Genomic DNA, 25,372 nt, shown 5'->3' with positions numbered 1-25,372 from the left:
ACCATGCGAATTTCCACTTCTCAGTACTTCGAGACCAGCGCGACCGGCTATTCCCAGAATTTCTCGGACACCGCCAAGACCCAGGCACAGATCAGCTCGGGCAACCGCATCCAGAGCGCTGGTGACGATCCGGTCGGCGCGGCCAAGTTGTTGCAGTTGCAACAGCAGAGCAGCTTGCTGACCCAGTACAGCGGCAACATGACCAGCGTCACCAACTCGCTGACCCAGGAAGAGAGTGTGCTCGACAGCATCACCACGGCCTTGCAGCGGGCGCAGGAGTTGACCATCCAGGCCGGTAACGGTGGCCTTAGCGACGCCGACCGGACGTCGATCGCCAGTGAAATCGGCGAGATCGAAAAGAACGTCCTGGGCCTGCTCAATACCAAGGATTCCAACGGCCAGTACATGTTCTCCGGGTCCAAGACCGGCACGCCGCCCTATGTGCAGAACAGCGACGGCAGCTACACCTATCAGGGCGACCAGACCCAGCTCAGCCTGCAGGTGTCCGACACCCTGCAACTGGCCACCAACGACACCGGCTACAGCATTCTGGAAACGGCGGTGAACACCAGCCGCACGCAGACCACCATGACCGCGCCGGTGGATGCCAACGGCGCGGTGGTCGACGACGGTCTGGTCACGGTGTCCGACGGCCGCCTGGAATCGCTGACGACCTACAACAAGGCCTTCACCGATGGCCAGCCGTACAAATTGACGTTCACCAGCAGCACCCAGTTCACCCTCACCAACAGCAGCGGCAAGGACGTGACGTCCCAGGTCAGCGGCAATGGCACCTTCGATCCGAAGGCCGACGGCGGCACCACCGTCAGCCTGTACGGTGTGGAGTTCGACATCGATGTGGCCACCAAGCAAAGCGAGCTGGGCACCGTCACCGATGCCGACATCGCCGGGCGCACGTTCAGCCTCGGTAGCAAGCCGGACAGCATCAGTTCGACGCGCAACGCGGCCAACACGTCCACGGCGCAGTTGGTCAGTGCGAACGTGACCGATACCCAGGGCTATGCGGCGGGCTTCCCGGCCGGGGGGGCGGTGATCAAGTTCACCAGCAGCAGCGAGTACGAGGTTTATGCCCAGCCCGTGACCGATTCCAGCCGAGCCATCGGCAAGGGTGCGGTGGTCGCCGGGGCCAATGGCAGCACGATCACGGCTGCGGGTGTGACTTTCAAGCTCTCCGGCGAGGCAGGTGCGGGTGACAGCTTCAGCGTCAACGCCAACAGCCACAAGACGCAGAACGTGCTGGACACCCTGCATCAGCTCAAGACAGCTCTGGAGATACCGGTGACGGACGCCAAGTCCGCGCTGGCGCTGAAGAATGCCACCGACTCGGCGCTGGGCAACCTGGCCAGCGCCAATGAGAACATCGACATCTCCCGCGGGCAGATTGGCGCACGGCTCAATTCGCTGGCCATTCAGAACGACGAGAACGTGAGCTTGGCTCTTGCCAACAAGGGGACCCAGTCGGCGATAGCCGACACCGACTTCGCCACGGCCTCGGTCACCCTGAGCCTGCAACAGACTATGTTGCAGGCCTCGCAGCTGGCTTTCGCGAAGATCTCTCAGCTCAGTCTGTTCAACAAGCTGTAAGCGGCGGGGCGCAAGCCCCGTCTTCCCTCTACCACCCCGCGTCGCGCCATTTCCTACGGCCTATGGCACAATATCCCTGTGACCAATGAGTCGGATCGTGCATCTTCACCCTTATGTATTACCAGGTCGCTGCATCAGCGGCCTGCAGCTGCTTGTTTTTCGGCAGCGCTGGCGCCGTCCCGTAGAGGTCGGCGCCGCCTGAGACCCTTTTCGATGGCATCGCGCACATGCCCCGCGTGATGACCTCCAGCTACCTTTGTATTGGGAAGCCACAATGATTGGCATAAAAAGCATCGCGAGTTACGTGCCTGCCGAAGGCCTGGACAACTACGCCCAAGGTGCCAAATTCGCCAAGGATGAAGAATTCATCATCGGCAAGATCGGCTCGGCCTTCCTGCCGCGCAAGGCTGCCGACCAGGAAACCTCCGACCTGTGCGTGGAAGCGGCCAACGCGCTGTTCGCCAGCAATCCGCAGCTGTCGCGCGAGTCCATCGACGCGTTGATCGTCGTGACCCAGAACGGAGACGAGGAGGGCTTGCCGCACACAGCCGCCATCGTTCAGGACAAGCTCGGCCTGCCGACCCACGTCGCAGCGTTCGACATCAGCCTGGGTTGCTCAGGCTATGTATACGGCATCTATGCACTCAAGGGCTTCATGGAAGCGGCCGGCCTGAAGAACGGTCTGCTGATCACCGCGGACCCGTACTCCAAGATCGTCGACCCTGAAGACCGCAACACCACCATGCTTTTCGGCGACGCGGCCACCGCCACCTGGATGGGTGAAGACGCGCCCTGGCAGTTGGGCAAGGCCAAGTTCGGCACCGACGGTTCCGGCGCGCCGCATTTGAAAGTGACCGATGGCGTTTTCTTCATGAACGGCCGTCAGGTGTTCAACTTTGCGCTGCTCAAGGTGCCGGCACATTTGCATGAACTGCTCGACGAATCGGGACTGACCAGCGCCGATGTTGACGCGTACTGCATCCACCAGGGCAGCGCGGCGATCGTCGACGCCGTGGCGCGGCGCTTCGAGGAAGAGCCGGAGAAGTTCATCAAGGACATGGTCGAAACCGGCAATACAGTGTCGAGCAGCATTCCGCTGTTGCTGGAAAAGCACATCCTCGACTCCTCCTGGAAGCGAGTCGCCCTGAGCGGCTTCGGCGTCGGCCTGTCCTGGGGCTCCGCGCTCATCTACCGCCCCTGATACCGCGCCGCCTGCCGACGCGGCTCGCGCCGCTGCTACAAAACCTGGGCCGCCCACGCGGACAACACGATCCCTGTAGCAGCGGCGCAAGCCGCGTCCGGCCGCCCCGCGGTCGTCCATACACACCGCGCATCTACCAACGCGACCGACGCCACTGCGACCGTCTATCCGTTGACGCCAGAAATCCCCGCTTTTCCCACGCATCTCCCTCAAGTTCCCCCTTCCCCGGACGAAATAGTTATCAAGAGAGATCAAGCCAACGCTTGCTTTTTCCGGCTACAGCGGCTCGAAGGTGAAAAAACATTGCAATCACCCTCAAGCAAAGCGCTGAACCGACGATAACTACTACGAAGGTTCTCTAGGCCACACCCGGCGCTCGCCAGGGCCGGAAGCCACAGCTAACAACCCCGAGGAATTTGTCATGGCCTTATCCGTAAACACCAACACCGCTTCCTTGACCGTTCAGAAAAACCTGAACAAGGCTTCCGATGCGCTGAGCACCTCGATGACCCGTCTTTCCTCGGGCCTGAAAATCAACAGCGCCAAGGACGATGCCGCCGGCCTGCAGATCTCCAACCGTCTGACCAGCCAGATCAACGGCCTGTCGGTTGCAGTCAAGAACGCCAACGACGGTATCTCCATCGCCCAGACCGCTGAAGGCGCGATGCAGGAATCCACCAACATCCTTCAGCGTATGCGTGAACTGGCTCTGCAATCGGCGAACGGTTCGAACAGCAGCGAAGACCGTTCTTCCCTGCAGTCCGAATACTCGCAGTTGACTTCGGAATTGACCCGTATCTCCACTACCACCACGTTCGGTGGTCGTAACCTGCTTGATGGTTCTTTCGGCTCCACCGCCTTCCAAATCGGCGCTAATGCCAACGAAACAATCAATGTGACGCTTGGCGACATCTCTGCGAACAAGATTGGCTCCCAGCAGCTGAAGTCCGCAACCATAGCTCCGACCACGGCCGGCGTGACGGGTGAATTGACATTTAATGTGACCGGTGGTGGTTCTGCCAAATCAGTCGTGATCGGCGCTGCCGACGTAGCTAACTCCGCGAAGTCTGTTGCAAGCGCACTCAACAACGCTGTGCCGGGTCTTTCCGCAACTGCAAGCACAACAGTTAGTCTTTCTGTTGCTAAAGATGCGGGGGCTTCTTTCAGTATCAAAGTTGGCGACGCCGATGCTGTTGATATCATCGGTGCGAACAGCACTGCCGAGCTTGCGGATCAATTGAGCTCGAATGCTGCTGCGCTGGGTATATCCGTTGACTTTGATTCGTCGAAAGGTACCCTCAAGATTACTTCGGCTTCAGGGGAGAACGTGTCCTTTGGTGATCTGTCTACAGCGGGTGGTGGTACTGCCGCTACTAAATTTGTGGGGTTGAGTGCAGCGGTCGCTGATGGTAGTGGAACAACTCCTGCTCTTTCTGGTGGTGCGGTTACTGCTGCCACGACGCTCACGGGCGCAGTTCAGATGAACTCAGCCAAGGCGTACTCGGTAACTGGTAGTGGTGCCACAGCATTTCTGGGCGGCGCTACGGCCGCTTCAACGCTCACCAGCATCGATAAGACGTCGATTACTACCGCCGACGGCGCGCAGAATGCTCTGGCCGCAATCGATAAGGCAATCTCCAACATCGACTCGCAACGTGCGGACCTTGGTGCAATCCAGAACCGCTTCGATAGCACTGTTTCCAACCTGCAGAGCATTTCGGAAAACTCCAGCGCTGCCCGTAGCCGCGTACAGGACGCCGACTTCGCTTCGGAAACCGCTGAGCTGACCAAGCAGCAGACCCTGCAGCAGGCATCCACCGCGATCCTGTCCCAGGCCAACCAGTTGCCTTCGTCGGTACTGAAGCTGCTTCAGTAATTCGCCACTTGGCTGACTGACGGAAGGGTGCCCACGCACCCTTCCGTTTTTTGATTTCCGGGGTGATGAACATGGACATGAGCGTTACAGCGAGACCGCCTCTTGCCGTCACGTCAGCGCCAGCCGGCGCCGCCTCCCTGCCTGCCCGGCAGGTCACGCAAGACGAACCCGCGGCGCAACCCGTTGCACCCGAGCGGGCCGAATTGGAACAAGCGGTGAAGGATATCCAGGCGCACGTGAACACCTCACAGCGCAACCTGGAGTTCTCTATCGATGACTCGACGCATCACGTCGTGGTCAAAGTCATCGCTACGGACAGCGGTGAAATCATTCGTCAGTTGCCGACCGAGGCCGCGCTCAAGCTGGCGCAGAGCCTTGCGGACGGTCGCAGCGGTCTGCTTGACGCGAAGATCTGAACTGGCACGAAAAATGTAGCTGGGTGTGCTTGGGGCGGTATCCGTCAAAAACACGCCTGACTCAGTTCTAGGAGATTGCGATGGCTACTGTTTCCTCCACCACTGGCACCACGGCCGCTACCACCGCTGCCAGCACCGCAAGTACCAGCAGCACCACCAGCTCGACCAGCACCAGCGGCGCGATCAAGTCCAGCGGCGTGGGCTCGGGTATCGACACCGATGCCATCGTCAAGGCCTTGGTGAACGCCGAGAAAGCGCCCAAGCAAAAGCAGATCGATACCCAGACGCTGACCACGACCACGACGTTGACTGCTGTTGGTACCGTCACCAGCGCGCTGGAAACCTACCGCACGGCCGTCGCGGCGATGAACAAGGCCTCGACCTTCAGTGGTTTGACCGGTGCCTCGTCCAATGACAAGACCGCTTCGGTAACGGTGACCGATTCCGCCTCCGACGGTACCTACTCGCTGGAAGTGACGAGCCTGGCCAGCGCCTCGAAGATCTCTTCCGGCGTGTATGCCGAGAAGAGCGCGGCGGTGGTCAACGCCACGTCGTCGGCTCAGGACCTGACGATCAGTCAATCCGGCAAGGACAGCAAAGTCAGCATTCCGGCAGGTGCCACGTTGGCGCAGACCCGTGATCTGATCAATACCCAGATGGCCAGCCGTGGCATCAGTGCCAACATCCTGACCGACGCCAGTGGCTCGCGTCTGGTACTCAGTTCGTCGACCACAGGCTCGGGCACCGAAATTTCCATGTCGGCCAACGCTGACAGCGGGCTCGACAAACTGACCGCTACCACCACCGTCACCGCGCCAGGCAATGCGAAATACAAGATCGACGGCATCGAGATGGAATCGTCGACCAACACGGTGGCAGCTGCTATCAGTGGCGTGTCGATCAAACTGTTGGAGGCCGGTAGTGAAAAGACGACCATCAGCGTCACCACCAACACCGACACCCTGAAAAAAGCCACCACCGGATTCGTGGACGCCTACAACGCGCTCATGACCCAGCTCAACACCTTGACCAAGGTCAGTACAGCGGCCGACGGCACGACCAGCGGGGGAGGGCTGACCGGAGATTCCACCGTGCGTCACCTGATCCAGTCGATGCGCAACGAGCTGGTCACTTCCTCGGGTTCGAGCAAGCTGACGTTGTCTCAATTTGGTATCAACACCGACCAGAAGACCGGCCTGCTGGTAATGGACGACGCCAAGTGGACCAAGGCCATGGGCGACACCGCCAATGTGGCTGCCATCCAGGAGATGTTCACCGGCAAGGACGGCCTGCTTGCGCGTATGACCATCGCAACTGATTCCTACGCAGTGAAGGGCGGCATTCTTGCCGCGCGCTCGGACGCGCTCTCCGGCACGCTGACCAAACTGACCGAGCAGCAGGAAGCCTTGGATCGCCGGATCAAGAACCTCACGGACACCTTGAATGCCAAGTACACCGCGATGGACACCCTTGTCGCACAGCTGAACGCCACCAGCAAAAGCATCATGACCACGCTTAATGCGCTGAACAAAACCGACAGCGATTGATGCTTCGCGAAAATCCAGAAGCCCGGTTCATACCGGGCTTTTGCTTATTCTGCCGTTTCTCGAATGTCTCCATATCGCCGACGTTGCCGGTGTGATTTCAGTTTCATGCGCATATTCCCCCAGGCCCGCTAAAGTTTTCCCCGCCCGCGACGACATAGTAATCAAGCGATACAACATCAAATACTGTGTGACGAGGTCCACCGCAATGAACGCCATGAGAGCGCTGAGCCAATACCAGAAGGTCGATTCCCATGCCCAGACATCCGAAGCCACGCCTCACCGGCTGGTGCAGATGCTGATGCAGGGCAGTCTCGATCGCATGGCCCAGGCCAAGGGCGCGATGAGCCGCGGTCAGGTTGCACAGAAGGGCGAGATGCTCGGCAAGGCCGTCGCCATCATTGGCGGTCTGCGCCAGGGGTTGGATGCCACCAAGGCGGCTAACGAACAGTCTGTCAAGGACCTCGATGATCTGTACGCCTACATGTCTGGACGCCTGACCGAAGCCAACATCAAGAACGATCCACAGCTGATCGACGAAGTCGCTCGCCTGATGATCACCGTCAAGAGCGGTTGGGACGCCATTGCCAGCCACGAATCGGCCCTGCCGGCCTGAGGAGTTCGTCATGAGTGCACTACAGCGTATTCAGCAGACTCGCCACGCCCTGGTAGACGCCATGCAGGCCGGAGACTGGGATGCGATCGGCGTACTCGACATCGAGTGCCGCGCCTGCGTCGACAGCGTGCTGCAGGAAGTCCCGGAAGATCCCTCCCAACTGCGCAGCCACCTGGAAGATCTGCTCGAGGTCTACCGTCAATTACTCAACGTCACTCGTTTAGCGCGTCAGTCGGTTGTCGACGAAATGTCACAGTTCAACCAAGCGAAGAACGCTGCAAAGGTTTACCATCTGTTCCGTTGACAGCCATTGCGCCATAAATTTGACTAAGTCGATTTTTTTGCCTTTACTAGTGGCTGTTGTGATTCGTCTGGCGTCTGTTAGCTGAAACCATGGCCAAAAACGTCGAGAGCGCCCTCCGGGCTTCGAGTTGACTAGGGAAGTTGCTATTGCATGTGGCGTGAAACGAAAATTCTGCTGATCGATGACGATAGCGTTCGCCGCCGGGATCTGGCGGTCATCCTGAACTTTCTTGGCGAAGAGAACCTGGCCTGCGGCAGCGGCGACTGGCAGATGTCGGTCGACTCGCTGTCGTCCAGCCGCGAGGCGCTCTGCGTTCTGGTGGGGGACGTGTCTTCGGGCAATCTGGCCGGGCTGCTGAAGACCTTGGCCAACTGGGATGAATTCCTTCCGGTGCTGTTGCTGGGTGATCCAGGCGCCGTCGAGCTTCCCGACGACCTGCGTCGTCGCGTGCTCTCCCACCTGGAAATGCCGCCCAGCTACAGCAAGCTGCTCGATTCCCTGCACCGCGCCCAGGTCTATCGCGAGATGTACGACCAGGCCCGCGAACGCGGCCGTCAGCGTGAACCCAACCTGTTCCGCAGCCTGGTCGGCACCAGCCGCGCGATCCAGCACGTTCGGCAGATGATGCAGCAAGTGGCCGATACCGACGCCAGTGTGCTCATCCTTGGCGAATCGGGTACCGGCAAGGAAGTGGTTGCGCGCAACCTGCATTACCACTCAAAGCGTCGCGATGCGCCGTTCGTGCCGGTCAACTGCGGCGCCATTCCCGCCGAGTTGCTCGAAAGCGAGCTGTTTGGCCATGAAAAAGGCGCTTTCACTGGGGCGATTACCAGTCGCGCCGGCCGTTTCGAACTGGCCAACGGTGGCACCCTGTTCCTCGACGAGATCGGCGACATGCCGTTGCCGATGCAGGTCAAGCTGCTGCGAGTGTTACAGGAACGGACATTCGAGCGGGTGGGCAGCAACAAGACCCAAAGTATTGACGTGCGCATCATCGCTGCCACCCACAAGAATCTGGAAAGCATGATCGAGGTCGGCACGTTCCGTGAAGACCTGTACTACCGCCTGAACGTGTTCCCCATCGAGATGGCGCCGTTGCGTGAGCGTGTGGAAGACATTCCACTGCTGATGAACGAGCTGATCTCGCGCATGGAACATGAGAAGCGCGGGTCGATCCGCTTCAACTCGGCGGCCATCATGTCGCTGTGCCGCCACGGCTGGCCGGGCAACGTACGCGAGCTGGCCAATCTGGTCGAGCGCATGGCGATCATGCACCCGTACGGCGTCATCGGCGTGGTCGAGTTGCCGAAGAAATTCCGCTACGTGGATGACGAAGACGAGCAGTTGGTCGACAGCCTGCGCAGCGATCTGGAAGAGCGGGTGGCAATCAACGGCCATACTCCCGACTTCGCGTCCAGCGCCATGCTGCCGCCCGAAGGCCTCGATCTGAAGGACTACCTCGGCGGCCTGGAGCAAGGCCTGATCCAACAGGCGCTGGACGATGCCAACGGTATCGTCGCCCGGGCTGCCGAGCGCCTGCGCATCCGCCGTACCACGCTGGTGGAGAAAATGCGCAAGTACGGCATGAGCCGGCGCGAAGGTGAGGGCGAAGAGCAACAGGCAGACGATTGACGCCTGTGGCTGCAACGGCCGCTGCTTGCAAGGCAGCGGCCACGCTTCACATCCAATCTGCTACTTCGTGTCAACCGCGCCAAGCCGCTGAAATCGCGGGCTTTAACCCAGCGCATCCGCCTCATTCTTTCCCGTGACTTGCGCCTTTCGAGTTCCATTCGGCACGGCTATTGCTTTTGCCCCTGTCACGATACCGTTTTTGACGGTGAGCCAAGTGAGAGAGAGCCATGCCACAGGCCGCTATCCAGCCGTCCGCTGCCCAGCCCCATCGCGACGTTAGCGCATCAGCAGCGCAGCCCGACAGCCGCCAGGGCCTGAATCAGGCCTTCGCTCTGTTCGACCAGATGTCCGATCGCCTGAGCGACTCCTACAGCCTGCTCGAAGAGCGTGTGGCAGCGCTCAAGGGTGAGCTGGAAGTGGTCAGCGCGCAGCGCCTGGCCGAGCTGGCGGAAAAGGAACGCCTCGCCAATCGCCTGCAGAACCTGCTCGATCTGTTGCCTGGCGGGGTCATCGTCATCGATGGTCAAGGTCACGTACGCGAGGCCAACCCGGCAGCCCTGGAAATGCTGGGTGCACCGCTGGAAGGCGAGCTGTGGCGTGAGGTGATCGTGCGCAGTTTCGCGCCGCGCCGGGATGACGGCCACGAGATCTCTTTGATCGACGGGCGACGCCTGTCGATTGCCACGCGCTCGCTGGATGCCGAGCCTGGCCAGTTGGTGTTGCTCACCGACCTGACCGAAACACGTCGGCTGCAGAGTGAGGTGGCGCGCAGCGAGCGCCTGTCGTCGCTCGGCCGCATGATGGCTTCGCTCGCCCACCAGATTCGCACGCCGCTGTCGGCTGCGCTGCTGTACGCCAGCCACCTGACCGATAAGCCTTTACCGGTCCAGACCCAGCAGCGTTTCGCCAGCCGCCTCAAGGAGCGTCTGCACGAGCTGGAGCATCAGGTCCGCGACATGCTGGTGTTCGCCCGCGGCGAGCTGCCGCTTCCGGATCGCTTGGCGCCCAAGCAATTGCTGCAGGCTTTGCAGGCTGCCGCTCAGCCCCATGTGCAGGAAGTACCTGTGCGTTGGCAATGCGACAGCCACGCCGGCGAGCTGCTGTGCAACAAGGACACCCTGGTGGGCGCCGTGCTCAACCTGGTGAATAACGCCATTCAGGCCAGCAACGGTCAGGCCCGTCTGAAACTCCACCTGTATACCCGCGGCGATACCCTGCGCCTGTGCGTCAGCGACGACGGGCCTGGCATGGCGCCGGCGATCCTGGCGCGTCTGGGTGAGCCGTTCTTCACCACCAAGGCCACCGGAACCGGGCTCGGCCTGTCGGTGGTCAAGGCCGTTGCGCGCGCGCATCAGGGTGACCTGGTCTTGCGTTCCACAGTCGGGCGGGGTACCTGCGCAACCTTGACCTTGCCGCTGGTCGTTCAGCAGGAGCCCATTCGATGAACATCAAGGTGCTGTTGGTCGAGGATGACCGTGCCCTGCGCGAGGCGCTGGGCGATACCCTCGAACTGGGCGGTTTCGAATTCGAAGCGGTGACCTGTGCCGAGGAGGCCTTGCTGGCGGTGGCACGCGAAGCCTTTGGCATCGTCATCAGCGACGTCAACATGCCCGGAATCGATGGACATCAGCTACTGGCACTGCTGCGCGCTCGCCAACCGCAACTGCCGGTGTTGCTGATGACAGCCCATGGCGCGGTCGAGCGAGCGGTGGATGCCATGCGCCAGGGCGCGGCCGATTACCTGGTCAAGCCGTTCGAGCCGAGTGCGTTGATCGATCTGGTGACCCGGCATGGTCGTGGTCTGGTTCCGGCGGGAAGCGAGCAGGGGCCGGTGGCGCTGGAACCCGCCAGTCAGGCTCTGCTCGAGCTGGCCGCGCGGGTCGCGCGCAGTGATTCCACGGTGCTGATATCCGGTGAGTCGGGTACCGGCAAGGAAGTGCTGGCGCGCTATATCCATCAACAGTCGAACCGCGCGCAGCAGGCCTTCGTTGCCATCAACTGCGCGGCGATTCCGGACAACATGCTCGAAGCCACCCTGTTCGGCCACGAGAAAGGCGCGTTCACCGGCGCCATTGCGGCCCAGGCCGGCAAGTTCGAGCAGGCCGATGGCGGTACCCTGCTGCTCGACGAGATTTCCGAGATGCCCCTGGGGCTGCAGGCCAAGTTGCTGCGTGTGCTGCAGGAGCGCGAGGTCGAACGTGTCGGCGCGCGCAGGCCCATTGCCCTGGACATCCGGGTCATCGCCACCACCAACCGCAACCTTGCGCAAGACGTCGCAGCGGGGCGTTTCCGCGAAGACCTGTTCTATCGGCTTTCGGTGTTCCCGCTGGCCTGGGCACCGCTGCGCGAACGGCCTGGCGACATTCTGCCGCTGGCCCGACGGTTGCTGGCCCGTCAGGTCGACAAGATGAAGCACGCGCCCGTGCGCTTCGCGCCCCAGGCCGAAAAGTGCCTGCTCGATCACCCCTGGCCGGGTAATGTTCGCGAGCTGGACAACGCCATCCAGCGTGCGTTGATCCTGCAGCACGGTAACCTGATCCAGGCCGCCGACTTCTGCCTGGCCGGGCCCGCCGGTGCAGTTGCGTCGTCACCGTTGAGCCTGGTGGAGCAGGCGCCCGCGCCTGTCGAGCCCGAGGCACTCCCCGGCGTGCTGGAGGACGATCTGCGCCGACGCGAATTCGAGATGATCATCGACACTCTGCGCAGCGAGCGGGGTCGGCGCAAGGAAGCCGCCGAGCGCCTGGGTATCAGCCCACGGACACTTCGCTACAAACTGGCCCAGATGCGTGACGCCGGAATGGATGTGGAGGCCAGTCTGTTCGCCTCTTGAAGGCCGTCCGATGAGCGACGGCCGGTGCGGTCATTTGTCGCCGCCGATCCGTTTGGCCACCCTGCGACTGCAACTGGCACCCTCCTTGCTACTACCTCTGTAGTGAATGCAGCAGTGTCAAAAAAACGCAGGTCGTCGCAGAGGGTTACCCATGAGCCAAGGTATTGAATTCAACCGCTTGATGCTGGACATGCGCGCCATGCAGGCGGACGCCATGGCCAGACCCAAGGCGGTTGCGGCACCGGAAGTCGGTGCCAGCAGCTTTGCCGATATGCTTGGCGGCGCGATCAACAAGGTCGCCGACGTACAGGGCGCCTCCAGCCAGTTGGCCACTGCCTTCGAGATCGGCAAGAGTGGCGTCGACCTCACCGACGTGATGATCGCCTCGCAGAAAGCCAGCGTCTCTTTCCAGGCCTTGACCCAGGTGCGCAACAAACTGGTCCAGGCTTACCAAGACATCATGCAGATGCCGGTCTGAGGACGAATTGAGTCATGGCTGAAGCGACCACCGACAATCTTCCGGCCAAGAGCGGCAACAAATCGCCGCTCATGGGTCTGTCCGTCCTGCAGAATCTGTCACAGATGACCATGCTGCGTCAGGTCGGCCTGCTGGTCGGCCTGGCGGCCAGCGTGGCGATCGGCTTCGCCGTGGTCCTGTGGTCGCAGCAGCCCGACTACCGTCCGTTGTACGGCAGCCTGGCGGGCATGGACACCAAGCAGGTGATCGATACCCTGACCACCGCCAACATTCCCTACACCGTGGAACCCAACTCCGGCGCCTTGCTGGTCAAGGCCGACGATCAGTCGCGTGCGCGCATTGCCCTGGCCTCGGCCGGCGTGGCACCCAGCGACGGCAATGTCGGCTACGAATCGCTCGACAAGGAGCAGGGCCTGGGCACCAGTCAGTTCATGGAAACCGCGCGTTATCGCCGCAGCCTGGAAGGTGAACTGGCCCGTACCATCGGCAGCCTGAACAACATCCGCGCAGCGCGTGTGCACCTGGCCATTCCGAAAAGCTCGGTGTTCGTCCGCGACGAGCGCAAGCCCACCGCGTCGGTCCTGGTGGAAATGTACCCCAACCGTACCCTGGACGCCGGCCAGGTGGCGGCCATCGTCAATCTGGTGGCGACCAGCGTTCCGGAGCTGAACAAGTCGAACGTCTCGGTCGTCGACCAGAAGGGCACGCTGCTCTCCGCGCAGCTCGAAGACAACGCGTTGACCATGGCTGGCAAGCAGTACGACTACAGCCGTCGCCTGGAAAGCATGCTGACCCAGCGGGTGCAGAACATTCTGCAGCCGGTGGTGGGCAGCGATCGGTTCAAGGCTGAAGTTTCGGCAGATCTGGATTTCAGCGCGGTCGAATCGACCTCCGAGCAGTTCAATCCGGACCAGCCGGCGTTGCGCAGCGAGCAGTCCACCACCGAGCAGCGTTCCAGCGGTTCGGGCCCTTCGGGTGTGCCGGGGGCCTTGAGCAACCAGCCTCCGGGGCCTGCCACCGCGCCGCAGAATGCCGCTCAGGGGCAGGCAGCCGCAGGCGCCATCCAGCCGGGCCAGCCGCTGCTCGACGCCAACGGCCAGCAGATCATGGACCCGGCCACCGGCCAACCGATGCTGGCACCGTATCCGGCCGACAAGCGTCAGCAGTCGACCAAGAATTTCGAGCTGGACCGTTCCATCAGCCACACCAAGCAGCAGCAGGGTCGTCTGAGCCGATTGTCGGTGGCGGTAGTGGTCGACGACCAGGCCAAGGTCAACCCGGCTGACGGTACCGTGACCATGACACCGTGGAACGCCCAGGAGCTGGCCCGTTTCACCCGCCTGGTGCAGGACGCCGTGGGCTTCGATGCCAGCCGCGGCGACAGCGTGACCGTGATCAACGTACCGTTCGCGCCGAACTCGGCCGAAGTCATCACCGAACCTGCGTTCTACAAGGAGCCCTGGTTCTGGGACATCATGAAGCAGGTACTGGGTGTGGTGTTCATCCTGGTTCTGGTGTTCGGCGTGCTGCGTCCGGTGCTGAACAACATCACCGGCGGTGGCAAGGGCAAGGCGGGGGATGCCGAACTCGGCGCCGCCGGCGCAATGGGCGGCGTGGCTGCCCTGGGCATGGATGGCGAGCTGGCCAACGATCGGGTCAGCCTGGGTGGGCCGCAGAGCATTCTGCTGCCCAGCCCGACCGAGGGCTATGACGCCCAGTTGAATGCGATCAAGAGTCTTGTGGCCGAAGACCCGGGCCGAGTGGCCCAGGTCGTGAAAGAGTGGATCAATGCCGATGAGTAGTTCACAAGCCGTCACCCCCAAGCTGACCAAGGTCGACAAGGCCGCCATCCTTCTGCTGTCGCTGGGTGAAACCGACGCGGCGCAGGTGCTTCGCCACATGGGCCCCAAGGAGGTCCAGCGCGTGGGCGTGGCCATGGCGCAGATGCGCAACGTGCACCGCGAGCAGGTCGAGCAGGTGATGAGCGAATTCGTCACCGTGGTCGGCGATCAGACCGGTCTGGGTGTCGGTTCCGACAACTACATCCGCAAGATGCTGACCTCGGCCCTGGGCGAAGACAAGGCCAACGGCCTGATCGACCGGATCCTGCTGGGCGGCAACACCAGCGGCCTGGACAGCCTGAAGTGGATGGAGCCCCGCGCCGTGGCCGACGTCATTCGCTACGAGCACCCGCAGATCCAGTCGATCGTCGTGGCCTACCTCGACCCCGACCAGGCCGGTGAAGTGCTGGCGCATTTCGAGCACAAGGCGCGGCTGGACATCATCCTGCGCGTCTCGTCGCTCAACACCGTACAGCCGGCAGCATTGAAAGAACTCAACACCATTCTGGAGAAGCAGTTCTCCGGCAATTCCAACGCCACCCGGACGACCCTGGGTGGGGTCAAGCGCGCCGCGGACATCATGAACTTCCTCGACAGCTCGTCCGAAGGCCAGTTGATGGACTCCATCCGCGAAGTCGACGAAGAACTGTCCGGGCAGATCGAAGACCTCATGTTCGTCTTCAACAACCTCAAGGATGTCGACGACCGGGGTATCCAGGCGCTGCTGCGCGAGGTTTCCTCGGACGTGCTGGTGGTGGCGCTCAAGGGCGCCGACGAGGGTGTGCGCGAGAAGATCTTCAAGAACATGTCCAAGCGCGCGGCCGAGCTGCTGCGTGACGACCTCGAGGCCAAGGGGCCGGTGCGGGTCAGTGATGTCGAGTCGGCGCAGAAGGAAGTGCTCACCATTGCTCGGCGCATGGCCGAAGCCGGCGAAATCGTGCTCGGTGGCAAGGGCGGGGAAGAGATGATCTAATCATCCCACCCCCAGACCTCTGTCGTGGAGGCCGGCTGCCCTGGGGTGGTCGGCTCCGAGCGACCCCACTTCGCACCCAGGCGTCAGGAATCGCAAGCCATGTCCCGCCCCACCCAAGAACCCGTCAGTGAACTGATTCGCGCCGTCGACGCGCGCAGTGCCGACCTGTGGGCGTTGCCCAGCTTCGATCCCGAGCGGCCTGCCGAAGAGGTGGTGCCGGAGCCCGTGTCGGTCGAGGAAATCGAAGAGGTGCCCCTCGATGAGGTGCAGCCCATCACCCTGGAAGAGCTGGAAGCCATTCGCCAGGAGGCCTACAACGAGGGCTTCGCCACCGGTGAAAAGGAAGGCTTTCACAGCACCCAGCTCAAGGTCCGTCAGGAAGCCGAAGCGGCGCTGGCCGGCAAGCTTGCCCAGTTCGACCGGCTGTTGGGACACCTGCTGACGCCTATTGCTGATCAAGATACCCAGATCGAGAAATCACTGGTCGAGCTGGTGGGCCACATTGCCCGCCAGGTCATCCGCCGCGAACTGCTCACCGATTCCAGCCAGATCGAAAAAGTCCTGCGCGAAGCGTTGAAGTTGCTGCCCATGGGCGCCAACAATATCCGCATCTTCATCAACCCTCAGGACTTCGAGCAGATCAAGTCGCTGCGCGAGAAGCACGAGGAAAACTGGCGAATCCAGGAAGACGACTCGCTACAGCCCGGTGGCTGCCGTATCGAAACCGAACACAGCCGCATCGATGCGAGCATGGAGACGCGCATTACCCAGGCCATTGCGCAATTGTTCGATCAGTTGCACGAGCAGAACATGCACCCGGCCCCGGCCGACATCACCGTCGATCTGGACGCGCCCGATGAAGCTTGATCGCACCAGCTTCGGCAAGCGCCTGGGCAGCTACGAGGCGGCCATCGACCTGCCGCGCCAGCCCATCGTCGAAGGTCGCCTGCTGCGCATGGTCGGCCTGACCCTCGAAGCCGAAGGCTTGCGCGCGGCCATGGGCAGCCGCTGCGTGGTGATCAACGACGACAGCGACCAGCCGGTGCAGGTCGAAGCCGAAGTCATGGGCTTTTCCGGCAGCAAGATCTACCTGATGCCCGTGGGCAGCGTCAGCGGCATCGCGCCCGGCGCGCGGGTGGTGCCGGTGGCCGATACCGGGCGTCTACCGATGGGCATGAGCATGCTCGGGCGCATCCTCGACGGCGCCGGCCGAGCACTGGACGGTAAGGGCGGCATGAAGGCCGAGGACTGGGTGCCGATGGACGGGCCCACCATCAACCCCCTCAAGCGTGACCCCATCAGTCAGCCGCTGGATGTCGGCATTCGCAGCATCAACGGTTTGCTGACCGTGGGCCGTGGCCAGCGTCTGGGCCTGTTCGCCGGTACCGGTGTGGGCAAGAGTGTTCTGCTGGGCATGATGACGCGATTTACCGAAGCCGACATCATCGTCGTCGGCCTGATCGGCGAGCGGGGCCGCGAGGTCAAGGAGTTCATCGAACACACGTTGGGCGAGGAGGGGCTGCGCCGTTCGGTGGTGGTGGCGTCACCGGCTGACGAAGCGCCACTGATGCGCCTGCGCGCCGCCATGTACTGCACGCGCATTGCCGAATATTTTCGCGACAAAGGCAAGAACGTCCTGCTGCTGATGGACTCGTTGACCCGTTTCGCTCAGGCCCAGCGGGAAATCGCCTTGGCCATCGGCGAGCCGCCGGCGACCAAGGGCTATCCGCCTTCGGTGTTCGCCAAGCTGCCCAAGCTGGTCGAGCGCGCGGGCAACGCCGAGGCTGGTGGTGGCTCGATTACCGCGTTCTATACCGTGTTGTCCGAAGGCGACGATCAGCAGGATCCCATCGCCGACTCGGCGCGAGGCGTGCTCGACGGCCACATCGTGCTGTCACGGCGCCTGGCAGAAGAGGGGCATTACCCGGCCATCGATATCGAGGCGTCGATCAGCCGGGTAATGCCCAGCGTGGTCAGCCCCCAGCACTTGGGCCAGGCACAACAGTTCAAGCAACTGTGGTCGCGCTACCAGCAGAGCCGCGACCTGATCAGCGTCGGCGCCTACGTCGCGGGCGGTGATCGCGAGACCGACCTTGCGATCGCCCTGCAACCGCAGCTGGTGCGTTACCTGCGCCAGGGCCTCAACGACAATGAAAGCCTGCAGGCCAGCGCCGAGCGCCTGGCTGCGGTGTTCACGCCTGTGGCGCCGGGGTAAGCGCGGATGGCGATGAGTCGCGCAGCGCGCCTGGCTCCCGTGGTGGAGATGGCCGAAAGCACCGAGCGCAAGGCTGCCCAGCGCCTGGGTCATTTTCAGGGGCAGGTGAACCTGGCCGAAGCCAAGCTGGCGGAGCTCGAGCGTTTTCGCAACGACTATCAGCAGCAGTGGATCAACAACGGCAGCCGCGGTGTGTCCGGCCAGTGGCTGATGAACTACCAGCGCTTTCTCAACCAGCTCGAAACGGCCGTCGGTCAGCAGCGCCAGAGCCTTGCATGGCACCAGAACAACCTGAACAATGCGCGCGCCACCTGGCAGCAGGCCTATGCTCGTGTGGAAGGGCTGCGCAAGCTGGTCCAGCGCTATATCCTCGAGGCCCGGCAGTTGGAGGACAAGCGTGAGCAGCGCTTGCTTGACGAGTTGTCGCAGCGACTGCCCAGGCACGACAGCTTCTAGTCAGATTTAGTCAGTACCCTGTTGAACGCCCCGTCATGCAGTGTTAAACCTTGCCTGCACGGCACACCCAAGGAGCATTACTACATGGCTGTAACCCAGAGTTCGGTAAGCCACAGTTTCAATGGCGAAAACAATACGTCATTGATTGCGGTCAAGGGTCGATTCGACTTCAGCCTGCACCAGCAATTTCGTGAGAGCTACGAGCGCGAGGGCAAGTCCACCCGCTATGTCGTCGACCTGAACGAAACCACCTACATGGACAGCTCGGCACTGGGCATGTTGCTGTTGCTGCGCGACCACGCCGGTGGTGACCACGCCGATATCACGCTGTCGAACATTTCCTCCGACGTGCGCAAGATTCTGGCGATCTCCAACTTCGACAAGTTGTTCAAGATCCCTTGAAACCGCCCGTCAATGAGGAAGCCCTGACGGTTCTGATCGCCGACGACAACATGACCGACCGCATGCTGCTGTCGAGCATCGTGCGTCGGCAGGGGCACGCGGTGATCACCGCCAGCAACGGTCAGGAAGCCATCGAACTGTTTCGCCAGCAACGACCGCAGCTGGTGTTGCTCGACGCCATGATGCCGGTGATGGACGGCTTCGAGGCGGCGCGCACGATCAAGCAATTGGCCGGCGAGGCGCTGGTGCCGGTCATCTTCCTGACGTCGTTGACCGAAGAACAGGCGCTGGTCCGCTGCCTGGACGCCGGTGGCGACGACTTTCTGGCCAAACCCTACAATCAGGTGATTTTGGCCGCCAAGATCAAGGCCATGGATCGCCTGCGCCGCTTGCAGGCCACGGTGCTGGAGCAACGTGACCTGATCACCCGTCACCATGATTACCTGCTCAACGAGCAGCGCGTGGCCAAGGCGGTGTTCGATCAGATCGCCCACTCCGGCTGTCTCGATGCGCCCAACGTGCGTTATCTGCAATCACCCTACGCGCTGTTCAACGGTGATCTGCTGCTCGCCGCCTATACACCGTCGGGCGACATGCATGTGCTGCTCGGCGATTTCACCGGGCATGGACTACCGGCAGCGGTGGGGGCCATGCCGCTGGCCGAGGTGTTCTACGGCATGACCGCCAAGGGATACGGGCTGGCCGAAATCCTGCGCGAGATGAACGCCAAGCTCAAGCGCATCCTGCCGGTGGACATGTTCTGCTGCGCCACCCTGCTGCGCCTGAGCTTTCAGCGTTGCACCGTGGAAGTCTGGAACGGCGGCATGCCCGATGGCTATCTGCACCGCCAGGACGGCTCGAAGCGCGTGGCGCTGGTATCGCGGCATCTGCCGCTGGGTGTACTGCCAGCTACCCGTTTCGAGGACCAGACCGAAGTCTGGCCGCTGGCGCCGGGTGATCGGGTGCTGCTGCTGTCCGATGGCGTTATCGAAACGAGCAATGCGCAGGACGAATCCTTCGGGGTGGAACGGCTCGAACGGGTATTCGACACCCACAAGGACCCCGAGTCACTGTTCGAAGGCATCCTGCAGGCCCTTGAGGATTTTCGCGGTGAATCGCGCGACGACGTGAGCATGGTGCAGTTGGCCCTGATCGACGCCCAACGCCAGCCGCCGGCCAGCCTGATCTATTCCGACAGTGGTCAATCCAGTCCGCTCGACTGGTCGGCCATGTTCGAATTTCGTGCCGACACCCTGCGTCGTTTCAATCCGCTGCCTTACATCCTGCAACTGTTGCAGGAGATTCACGGCCTGCGCTCGCAGAGTGGTGAGCTCTACAGCGTGTTGGCCGAGCTATACTCCAACGCTTTGGAGCATGGCGTGCTGGAGCTCGATTCCGCACTCAAGCGCGACGCCGCTGGTTTCTCCCGGTATTACGCGCTGCGCAACGAGCGTCTGGCCGCTTTGGAAGACGGCTATATACGCTTACACTTGCAGGTACGTCCGCAAGGCGTTGGCGGCGTGCTGCGCATCGTGGTCGAAGACAGTGGCAAGGGCTTCGATCCGGCCAAGGTGCTGGCCAGAGCGCCGAGCGTGCATGGGCTGTCGGGGCGCGGGGTCAACCTGGTCCGCCAGCTCAGCAGCAGTTCGGGGTGGTCGGAAGACGGACGCAGTGTCCACGTTGAATTTACCTGGGAGTCTCAAGCGTAACTGGCTTGATCAAGGAGCGAACAAGTGACTATCGAACATCTAGCTGGCGAACCGCTGACGGTGCACAAGCCCAGCCATGAACAGCCGGAAAAGCCCCATGTCGACCCCACGGCCCTGGCCGCTCTGGAGGATGTCATGGAAGATGAATACCCTCTGTTGCTCGATACCTTCCTCAGTGACTCGCAACTGCGCCTGAACGAATTGCATCGATCCCATGATGTGGTCGAGCTCGGCCATGCTGCCCACAGTTTCAAGGGCAGCAGCAGCAACATGGGCGCCATGCGCCTGGCGCAACTGTGCAGCGAATTGGAGCAGTACTGCCGTCAGGGCACGCCGGATGGCGTGGATGCCTACGTGCAGCGTATCGACAGCGAGTTCGCGCTGGTCCTGAAACTGTACTCCGAAGAGCGTGCGCGATTCCATGACTGAGCGACACCTTTGGCCGTTGACTGCCGATGGCCCGATACTTGCTTTCTCCCAGGCTATCAGCGTTAACGCCACCGTATCGGGGAGATCTTCATGGCTGTCGCTTCAAACCCTCTGCTGCTGCAACTGGGCGCTGCCGCACGCGCGGCCTCCGCCACCGGTGCGGCCAAGCCCGCTGCAGCGGACACCGATTCGTCGCCGCGTTTCGCCGATCTCTATGCCCGCCAAAACCACGCAACCACAGTCAAGGCCAAGGCCGACCCTGCGTCCGTGGCTGCACGGGAAACGGCTGCTACTCCTGCCAACAAAGCTGCCGGACCCAGCTCGACAGTTGCCGATAGCGGCAAGAAGTTGCCAGTGGCCAAGGCGGACAAGCCGGAGAAACCTGAAAAGATCGACAAGCCCGACAAGGCCGACAATGTTGCCGACAAGGACGACGACAAGGTCACCGCTGCCGACGACAAGGATGATTCTGCCGTCGCCTCGACGGCTGCACCGGTCGATCCCGCCGCTGCGCCGGTCCCTGTCGACCCAGTCAGCAACCCAGCGCTGGTCCAGGCTCCGCCTGCGGCGTTGACCGCTGCCAGTCTCACCGACAGCGACACCGATACCCCGTCCGAGGAGTTCGATCCGACCCAGGACGTCCTGGCTGACCTGCCTGCACTGCGTCTGGCGCTTGAGCAGACCGCCAAAAACAATGGCACCACCTCCGCACATGCCAGCCAAACGTCACCGACCGACCCTTCGGCGACCAGCGAGCGAGGTCTGGAGGGCAGTTTCGTCAACGGTCTGGCGGCGATGATGGGCAAGGAGCAGGCAGGTGAAGCGGGCGAGGGCGGTGATACCGGCTTTGCCGGTTTGCTCGACAGTGGCTTGAAAGACCCCGACGCGGCCGCCAGCGACAGCCACATCGACAGTTTCGCCGATCGCCTGCAGGCCCTCACTCAGGCCGCCCCGGCCAAGGCCGGCGGTGCCGCACCGCTGGCCGGTCCGCTGGGCCAGCCCCTGGCCATGCAGCAGTCAGGATGGACCGAAGGCCTGGTCAATCGGGTCATGTACCTGTCGAGCCAGAACCTCAAGTCGGCGGATATCCAGCTGACACCCGCAGAGCTGGGACGTCTGGACATTCGAGTCGACATCACGCCCGACCAGCAGACGCAGGTGACCTTCTCGAGCGCTCACATCGGCGTACGCGAGGCGCTGGAAAGCCAGCAGCATCGCCTCAAGGACATGTTCAACCAGCAGGGCATGGGACAGTTGGATGTCAACGTATCCGACCAGTCTCGCCAGTCTCAGGGCGAGCAGCAGCAGGCCCAGCAGAGTCGCCGCAGCACTGGTGAACGCTCAGGCGGCGACGCGATCGACACAAGCGAGTCCGCGGTGGCTGCTGTCCAGCCCGTGACCTCCAGCACGGTGCTGGGCAGCAGTGCGGTGGATTACTATGCCTAATCCAGCCGCCTGATTCAGCCGCCTGATCCAGCCGGTCGATCCTGGCGATGCGCCGCACAGGCGCGTCGCGATGAGTGTTGGCATAACCCTTGCTCCATCGTCGCCATGGGTACGCTTACCCCTCAATGGTGACGGATTATTGGCATGGCAAAGACCGAAGAAGCAAAGGACCCCGCAGCCAAGGAAGGCAAGGGCAAACTCAAGCTGATCATCCTGGTGGTCGTAGGCCTGTTGCTGGCTGTCGGCCTTTCGGTGGGCGCCACCTGGTACTTCATGCACAAATCCGCCAGTGCGCCCGCCGCGGAAACCCCGGCGGCAGCCACCAACGTCAAGCCTGCGGCAATATACGAATCGATGACTCCCGCCTTTGTGGTCAACTTCAAGCAGAACGGCCGTGATCGCTACATGCAGGTCAGCATTGTCCTGCAGGCGCGCGACAAGGCCGACATGGAGGCCTTGAAGGTGCACACCCCGGTGATCCGCAACAACCTGGTCATGCTCTTCTCCGGGCAACCGTTCGACACCCTGACCACGCCGATCGGCCAGGAAATGCTGCGCCAGAAAGCGACCGCAAGTGTGCAGGAAGTGGCGCAGAAAGAAGTGGGCAAGCCAGTCATCGACCAGGTGCTCTTCACTAACTTCGTATTGCAGTAGGAACAACTCATGGCCGTGCAGGACCTGCTGTCCCAGGACGAGATCGATGCGCTGCTGCATGGTGTCGACGATGGCCTGGTGCAAACCGAAGGCAATGGCGAACCCGGAGGCATCAGGAGCTACGACCTGACCACCCAGGATCGCATCGTGCGGGGGCGCATGCCCACGCTGGAAATGATCAACGAGCGCTTCGCCCGCTATACCCGGATCAGCATGTTCAACCTGTTGCGTCGCTCCGCCGATGTGGCGGTTGGCGGCGTGCAGGTGATGAAGTTCGGCGAGTACGTCCACTCGCTGTACGTCCCCACCAGCCTCAACCTGGTGAAGATCAAGCCGCTGCGTGGCACCGGTCTGTTCATTCTCGATGCCAAACTGGTGTTCAAGCTGGTCGACAATTTCTTCGGCGGCGACGGTCGCCACGCCAAGATCGAGGGTCGCGAGTTCACCCCGACCGAGCTGCGCGTGGTGCGCATGGTGCTGGACCAGGCGTTCCTCGACATGAAGGAGGCCTGGCAGGCGATCATGGAAGTCAACTTCGAGTACATCAACTCGGAGGTCAATCCGGCCATGGCCAACATCGTCGGCCCCAGCGAGGCGGTGGTGGTGTCCACGTTCCACATCGAGCTCGATGGCGGTGGCGGTGACCTGCACGTGACCATGCCGTACTCGATGATCGAGCCGGTGCGCGAGATGCTCGATGCCGGCTTCCAGTCCGACCTGGACGACCAGGACGAGCGCTGGAGCAAGGCGCTGCGCGAAGACGTGTTGGACGTCAGTGTGCCGTTGAGCGCCACCGTGGCGCGACGCCAGCTGAAACTACGCGACATCCTGCACATGCAGCCCGGCGACGTGATTCCGGTGGAACTGCCGGAAGAGCTGGTGCTGCGCGCCAATGGCGTACCTTCGTTCAAGGCCAAGCTGGGCTCGCACAAGGGCAACCTGGCTTTACAAGTAATCGAACCGATCGAGCGTCGCTGATCGCTTCAATCCGATGATTTAGATGCCCGTCGAGGACCACTGATGGCTGATCAAGATGAAACAATTTCCGCCGAAGACCAGGCGCTCGCCGATGAATGGGCCGCTGCACTGGGTGAGTCCGGGGACGCCGGGCAGGACGACATCGATGCGCTGCTGGCCGCCGATGCCCGTGGCGGTTCCGCCTCCTCGCGCCTGCCCATGGAAGAGTTCGGCAGTTCGCCCAAGTCGGGCAACGGCCCGGTCACCCTCGATGGCCCGAATCTGGATGTGATCCTCGACATTCCGGTGACCATCTCCATGGAAGTCGGGGCGACCGACATCAGCATCCGCAACCTGCTCCAGCTCAACCAAGGTTCGGTGATCGAGCTCGACCGGCTGGCGGGCGAAGCGCTGGATGTGCTAGTCAATGGGACGTTGATCGCTCATGGCGAAGTCGTGGTGGTCAACGAGAAGTTCGGCATCCGCCTGACCGACGTGATCAGTCCCAGCGAACGCATCAAGAAGCTGCGGTGATGGGCCGCCTTCTGTGGGCTCTGCTGCTCCTGCCCATGGTCGTTCTGGCGGCGCCCGAAGCGGCGCCGGCTGCGGCGCCGGTGGTGGCGTCGGGTGGAACTGGCCTGGCCGGTCAATTGACCCAGACGGTGCTGGGGCTGTTGGCCGTGGTGGCCTTGATCTTCGGTCTGGCCTGGCTGATGCGCCGCGTGCAGCAGGTCGCACCGCGTCAGGGGCAGGTCATCGACGTGATCGGCGCCAAGGCGTTGGGTCCGCGTGACCGGCTGGTGCTGGTGCAGGTGGGCGAGGAGCAGATCCTGTTGGGCGTCAGCCCCGGTCGCATCAGCGCCCTGCACGTGATGAACACGCCGGTCATGCCGCCCGACCGAACCACGCAGGCCACACCCGAATTCGCCCAGCGCCTGATGGAACTGCTGGGCAAGGACCAGAAGGATAAGAAGTGATGGTTGCGTTGCGCGTAGTCCTGCCCCTGGCCTTGATGTTGGCAGCGCCTTTGGCGCTGGCCGCCGATCCGCTGCAGATTCCGGCGTTGACCATGACCAGCGGCGCCAACGGCCAGCAGGAGTATTCGGTCAACCTGCAGATCCTGCTGATCATGACCGCGCTGAGTTTCATTCCGGCGTTCGTCATGCTGATGACCAGTTTCACCCGCATCATCATCGTCTTTTCCATCCTGCGCCAGGCACTGGGCCTGCAGCAGACCCCGTCCAACCAGTTGCTGACCGGCATGGCGCTGTTCCTGACCATGTTCATCATGGCGCCGGTGTTCGACAAGGTGAACCAGCAGGCCCTGCAGCCCTACCTGAACGAACAGCTCAGCGCCCAGGACGCGGTCGCCCGCGCCGAAGGTCCGATCAAGGACTTCATGCTGGCGCAGACGCGGCAGAGCGACCTGGAGCTGTTCATGCGGCTGTCCAAACGCACCGACATCGCCAGTGCCGACCAGGCGCCGCTGACCATCCTGGTACCGGCTTTCGTCACCTCGGAGCTGAAGACGGCGTTCCAGATCGGCTTCATGATTTTCATCCCGTTCCTGATCATCGACCTGGTGGTCGCCAGTGTGCTGATGGCCATGGGTATGATGATGCTCTCGCCGCTGATCATCTCGCTGCCGTTCAAGATCATGCTGTTTGTCCTGGTCGATGGCTGGGCGCTGATCATCGGGACCCTCGCGGGGAGTTTCGGTGGTGTCTGACTTTGCGATGTGCTGTGTTGTCGAGGGCTTCTTCGCGGGCAGAGCCCGCTCCCACATCA

At 62.2% G+C, this 25,372-nt stretch carries 25 protein-coding genes; all 25 read left to right on the top strand.

Going from position 1 to position 25,372, the window contains the following annotated elements; all coding sequences use genetic code 11:
• The first annotated feature begins 3 nt into the window (after nucleotides 1–3).
• The 25 genes from ASF66_RS08715 to fliP all read left to right on the top strand — a co-directional run bounded on the left by ASF66_RS08715 (nucleotide 4) and on the right by fliP (nucleotide 25,313).
• Complete coding sequence (locus ASF66_RS08715; RefSeq protein WP_056843551.1) at nucleotides 4–1,605, top strand: flagellar hook-associated protein 3; 1,602 nt, start codon at nucleotides 4–6, stop codon at nucleotides 1,603–1,605.
• A 274-nt stretch (nucleotides 1,606–1,879) separates the two neighbouring features.
• The gene (locus ASF66_RS08710; RefSeq protein ID WP_049858805.1) at nucleotides 1,880–2,806 is read left to right on the top strand and encodes a ketoacyl-ACP synthase III; all 927 of its coding nucleotides are present in this window, start codon (nucleotides 1,880–1,882) and stop codon (nucleotides 2,804–2,806) included.
• Between the two features lie 421 nt (nucleotides 2,807–3,227).
• Nucleotides 3,228–4,682, top strand: coding sequence for a flagellin N-terminal helical domain-containing protein (locus ASF66_RS08705; protein ID WP_056843550.1), 1,455 nt, complete (start codon nucleotides 3,228–3,230; stop codon nucleotides 4,680–4,682).
• Nucleotides 4,683–4,753: 71 nt separating this feature from the next.
• Nucleotides 4,754–5,098, top strand: a complete 345-nt coding sequence (locus ASF66_RS08700; RefSeq protein ID WP_082484643.1) for a flagellar protein FlaG — start codon at nucleotides 4,754–4,756, stop codon at nucleotides 5,096–5,098.
• An 80-nt stretch (nucleotides 5,099–5,178) separates the two neighbouring features.
• A complete protein-coding gene (fliD, locus tag ASF66_RS08695) occupies nucleotides 5,179–6,645 on the top strand; it encodes a flagellar filament capping protein FliD (protein ID WP_082484600.1) in 1,467 nt (488 codons plus the stop codon).
• A 205-nt stretch (nucleotides 6,646–6,850) separates the two neighbouring features.
• Nucleotides 6,851–7,258: a flagellar export chaperone FliS gene (gene fliS, locus ASF66_RS08690; RefSeq protein WP_056843549.1), complete on the top strand. Its 408-nt coding sequence runs from the start codon at nucleotides 6,851–6,853 to the stop codon at nucleotides 7,256–7,258.
• A gap of 10 nt (nucleotides 7,259–7,268) precedes the next feature.
• Nucleotides 7,269–7,562 carry a flagellar protein FliT gene (locus ASF66_RS08685; RefSeq protein WP_049858802.1) on the top strand — a complete coding sequence of 98 codons (294 nt, stop codon included), beginning with the start codon at nucleotides 7,269–7,271 and terminating at the stop codon, nucleotides 7,560–7,562.
• 150 nt (nucleotides 7,563–7,712) lie between these two features.
• Nucleotides 7,713–9,194 (top strand): sigma-54 dependent transcriptional regulator, encoded by a 1,482-nt coding sequence (locus tag ASF66_RS08680; protein ID WP_056843548.1) that lies wholly within the window; start codon nucleotides 7,713–7,715, stop codon nucleotides 9,192–9,194.
• Between the two features lie 227 nt (nucleotides 9,195–9,421).
• On the top strand, nucleotides 9,422–10,639 hold the full coding sequence (locus tag ASF66_RS08675) for a sensor histidine kinase (protein ID WP_056843547.1): 1,218 nt from the start codon (nucleotides 9,422–9,424) through the stop codon (nucleotides 10,637–10,639).
• On the top strand, nucleotides 10,636–12,024 hold the full coding sequence (locus ASF66_RS08670; protein ID WP_056843546.1) for a sigma-54-dependent transcriptional regulator: 1,389 nt from the start codon (nucleotides 10,636–10,638) through the stop codon (nucleotides 12,022–12,024). The genes ASF66_RS08675 and ASF66_RS08670 overlap by 4 nt, the downstream gene beginning before the upstream one ends.
• Nucleotides 12,025–12,175: 151 nt before the next feature.
• Entirely contained in the window at nucleotides 12,176–12,502 is a 327-nt protein-coding gene (gene fliE, locus ASF66_RS08665) for a flagellar hook-basal body complex protein FliE (protein WP_049858798.1), read from the top strand.
• A gap of 14 nt (nucleotides 12,503–12,516) precedes the next feature.
• A complete protein-coding gene (gene fliF / locus ASF66_RS08660) occupies nucleotides 12,517–14,304 on the top strand; it encodes a flagellar basal-body MS-ring/collar protein FliF (RefSeq protein ID WP_049858797.1) in 1,788 nt (595 codons plus the stop codon).
• A complete protein-coding gene (gene fliG / locus ASF66_RS08655; protein ID WP_043193255.1) occupies nucleotides 14,297–15,316 on the top strand; it encodes a flagellar motor switch protein FliG in 1,020 nt (339 codons plus the stop codon). Before fliF ends, fliG begins: the two co-directional genes overlap by 8 nt.
• A gap of 99 nt (nucleotides 15,317–15,415) precedes the next feature.
• Nucleotides 15,416–16,183 carry a flagellar assembly protein FliH gene (gene fliH / locus ASF66_RS08650; RefSeq protein WP_056843545.1) on the top strand — a complete coding sequence of 256 codons (768 nt, stop codon included), beginning with the start codon at nucleotides 15,416–15,418 and terminating at the stop codon, nucleotides 16,181–16,183.
• On the top strand, nucleotides 16,173–17,531 hold the full coding sequence (fliI, locus tag ASF66_RS08645; RefSeq protein WP_049858795.1) for a flagellar protein export ATPase FliI: 1,359 nt from the start codon (nucleotides 16,173–16,175) through the stop codon (nucleotides 17,529–17,531). The genes fliH and fliI overlap by 11 nt, the downstream gene beginning before the upstream one ends.
• Before the next feature lie 6 nt (nucleotides 17,532–17,537).
• Nucleotides 17,538–17,987 (top strand): flagellar export protein FliJ, encoded by a 450-nt coding sequence (fliJ, locus tag ASF66_RS08640; RefSeq protein WP_049858794.1) that lies wholly within the window; start codon nucleotides 17,538–17,540, stop codon nucleotides 17,985–17,987.
• Nucleotides 17,988–18,071: 84 nt separating this feature from the next.
• The gene (locus ASF66_RS08635; protein ID WP_056843544.1) at nucleotides 18,072–18,389 is read left to right on the top strand and encodes an STAS domain-containing protein; all 318 of its coding nucleotides are present in this window, start codon (nucleotides 18,072–18,074) and stop codon (nucleotides 18,387–18,389) included.
• Nucleotides 18,386–20,098, top strand: coding sequence for an ATP-binding SpoIIE family protein phosphatase (locus ASF66_RS08630; protein WP_056843543.1), 1,713 nt, complete (start codon nucleotides 18,386–18,388; stop codon nucleotides 20,096–20,098). Before ASF66_RS08635 ends, ASF66_RS08630 begins: the two co-directional genes overlap by 4 nt.
• A gap of 135 nt (nucleotides 20,099–20,233) precedes the next feature.
• Entirely contained in the window at nucleotides 20,234–20,527 is a 294-nt protein-coding gene (locus tag ASF66_RS08625; RefSeq protein WP_056843930.1) for an Hpt domain-containing protein, read from the top strand.
• A 90-nt stretch (nucleotides 20,528–20,617) separates the two neighbouring features.
• The gene (locus tag ASF66_RS08620; RefSeq protein WP_056843542.1) at nucleotides 20,618–21,973 is read left to right on the top strand and encodes a flagellar hook-length control protein FliK; all 1,356 of its coding nucleotides are present in this window, start codon (nucleotides 20,618–20,620) and stop codon (nucleotides 21,971–21,973) included.
• 144 nt (nucleotides 21,974–22,117) lie between these two features.
• Nucleotides 22,118–22,627, top strand: coding sequence for a flagellar basal body-associated protein FliL (gene fliL / locus ASF66_RS08615; protein ID WP_056843541.1), 510 nt, complete (start codon nucleotides 22,118–22,120; stop codon nucleotides 22,625–22,627).
• Nucleotides 22,628–22,636: 9 nt separating this feature from the next.
• On the top strand, nucleotides 22,637–23,605 hold the full coding sequence (gene fliM / locus ASF66_RS08610; RefSeq protein ID WP_056843540.1) for a flagellar motor switch protein FliM: 969 nt from the start codon (nucleotides 22,637–22,639) through the stop codon (nucleotides 23,603–23,605).
• Nucleotides 23,606–23,647: 42 nt separating this feature from the next.
• On the top strand, nucleotides 23,648–24,118 hold the full coding sequence (gene fliN / locus ASF66_RS08605; protein WP_049858788.1) for a flagellar motor switch protein FliN: 471 nt from the start codon (nucleotides 23,648–23,650) through the stop codon (nucleotides 24,116–24,118).
• On the top strand, nucleotides 24,118–24,561 hold the full coding sequence (gene fliO, locus ASF66_RS08600) for a flagellar biosynthetic protein FliO (RefSeq protein WP_056843539.1): 444 nt from the start codon (nucleotides 24,118–24,120) through the stop codon (nucleotides 24,559–24,561). Before fliN ends, fliO begins: the two co-directional genes overlap by 1 nt.
• Complete coding sequence (gene fliP, locus ASF66_RS08595; RefSeq protein ID WP_056843538.1) at nucleotides 24,561–25,313, top strand: flagellar type III secretion system pore protein FliP; 753 nt, start codon at nucleotides 24,561–24,563, stop codon at nucleotides 25,311–25,313. The genes fliO and fliP overlap by 1 nt, the downstream gene beginning before the upstream one ends.
• Nucleotides 25,314–25,372 lie beyond the last annotated feature (59 nt).

This window comes from Pseudomonas sp. Leaf129, assembly GCF_001423465.1.
GTDB classification, from domain to species: Bacteria; Pseudomonadota; Gammaproteobacteria; order Pseudomonadales; family Pseudomonadaceae; genus Aquipseudomonas; species Aquipseudomonas coleopterorum.
Note: the sequence above shows the minus strand (reverse complement) of the source record. Positions and strands in the feature narration are given on the sequence as shown.

Bases quoted from the DNA above. Each gene is read 5' to 3' on its own strand.
- ASF66_RS08715 (WP_056843551.1), top strand. From the start codon at position 4: ATGCGAATTTCCACTTCTCAGTACTTCGAGACCAGCGCGACCGGCTAT.
- ASF66_RS08710 (WP_049858805.1), top strand. From the start codon at position 1,880: ATGATTGGCATAAAAAGCATCGCGAGTTACGTGCCTGCCGAAGGCCTG.
- ASF66_RS08705 (WP_056843550.1), top strand. From the start codon at position 3,228: ATGGCCTTATCCGTAAACACCAACACCGCTTCCTTGACCGTTCAGAAA.
- ASF66_RS08700 (WP_082484643.1), top strand. From the start codon at position 4,754: ATGGACATGAGCGTTACAGCGAGACCGCCTCTTGCCGTCACGTCAGCG.
- fliD (WP_082484600.1), top strand. From the start codon at position 5,179: ATGGCTACTGTTTCCTCCACCACTGGCACCACGGCCGCTACCACCGCT.
- fliS (WP_056843549.1), top strand. From the start codon at position 6,851: ATGAACGCCATGAGAGCGCTGAGCCAATACCAGAAGGTCGATTCCCAT.
- ASF66_RS08685 (WP_049858802.1), top strand. From the start codon at position 7,269: ATGAGTGCACTACAGCGTATTCAGCAGACTCGCCACGCCCTGGTAGAC.
- ASF66_RS08680 (WP_056843548.1), top strand. From the start codon at position 7,713: ATGTGGCGTGAAACGAAAATTCTGCTGATCGATGACGATAGCGTTCGC.
- ASF66_RS08675 (WP_056843547.1), top strand. From the start codon at position 9,422: ATGCCACAGGCCGCTATCCAGCCGTCCGCTGCCCAGCCCCATCGCGAC.
- ASF66_RS08670 (WP_056843546.1), top strand. From the start codon at position 10,636: ATGAACATCAAGGTGCTGTTGGTCGAGGATGACCGTGCCCTGCGCGAG.
- fliE (WP_049858798.1), top strand. From the start codon at position 12,176: ATGAGCCAAGGTATTGAATTCAACCGCTTGATGCTGGACATGCGCGCC.
- fliF (WP_049858797.1), top strand. From the start codon at position 12,517: ATGGCTGAAGCGACCACCGACAATCTTCCGGCCAAGAGCGGCAACAAA.
- fliG (WP_043193255.1), top strand. From the start codon at position 14,297: ATGAGTAGTTCACAAGCCGTCACCCCCAAGCTGACCAAGGTCGACAAG.
- fliH (WP_056843545.1), top strand. From the start codon at position 15,416: ATGTCCCGCCCCACCCAAGAACCCGTCAGTGAACTGATTCGCGCCGTC.
- fliI (WP_049858795.1), top strand. From the start codon at position 16,173: ATGAAGCTTGATCGCACCAGCTTCGGCAAGCGCCTGGGCAGCTACGAG.
- fliJ (WP_049858794.1), top strand. From the start codon at position 17,538: ATGGCGATGAGTCGCGCAGCGCGCCTGGCTCCCGTGGTGGAGATGGCC.
- ASF66_RS08635 (WP_056843544.1), top strand. From the start codon at position 18,072: ATGGCTGTAACCCAGAGTTCGGTAAGCCACAGTTTCAATGGCGAAAAC.
- ASF66_RS08625 (WP_056843930.1), top strand. From the start codon at position 20,234: ATGGAAGATGAATACCCTCTGTTGCTCGATACCTTCCTCAGTGACTCG.
- ASF66_RS08620 (WP_056843542.1), top strand. From the start codon at position 20,618: ATGGCTGTCGCTTCAAACCCTCTGCTGCTGCAACTGGGCGCTGCCGCA.
- fliL (WP_056843541.1), top strand. From the start codon at position 22,118: ATGGCAAAGACCGAAGAAGCAAAGGACCCCGCAGCCAAGGAAGGCAAG.
- fliM (WP_056843540.1), top strand. From the start codon at position 22,637: ATGGCCGTGCAGGACCTGCTGTCCCAGGACGAGATCGATGCGCTGCTG.
- fliN (WP_049858788.1), top strand. From the start codon at position 23,648: ATGGCTGATCAAGATGAAACAATTTCCGCCGAAGACCAGGCGCTCGCC.
- fliO (WP_056843539.1), top strand. From the start codon at position 24,118: ATGGGCCGCCTTCTGTGGGCTCTGCTGCTCCTGCCCATGGTCGTTCTG.
- fliP (WP_056843538.1), top strand. From the start codon at position 24,561: ATGGTTGCGTTGCGCGTAGTCCTGCCCCTGGCCTTGATGTTGGCAGCG.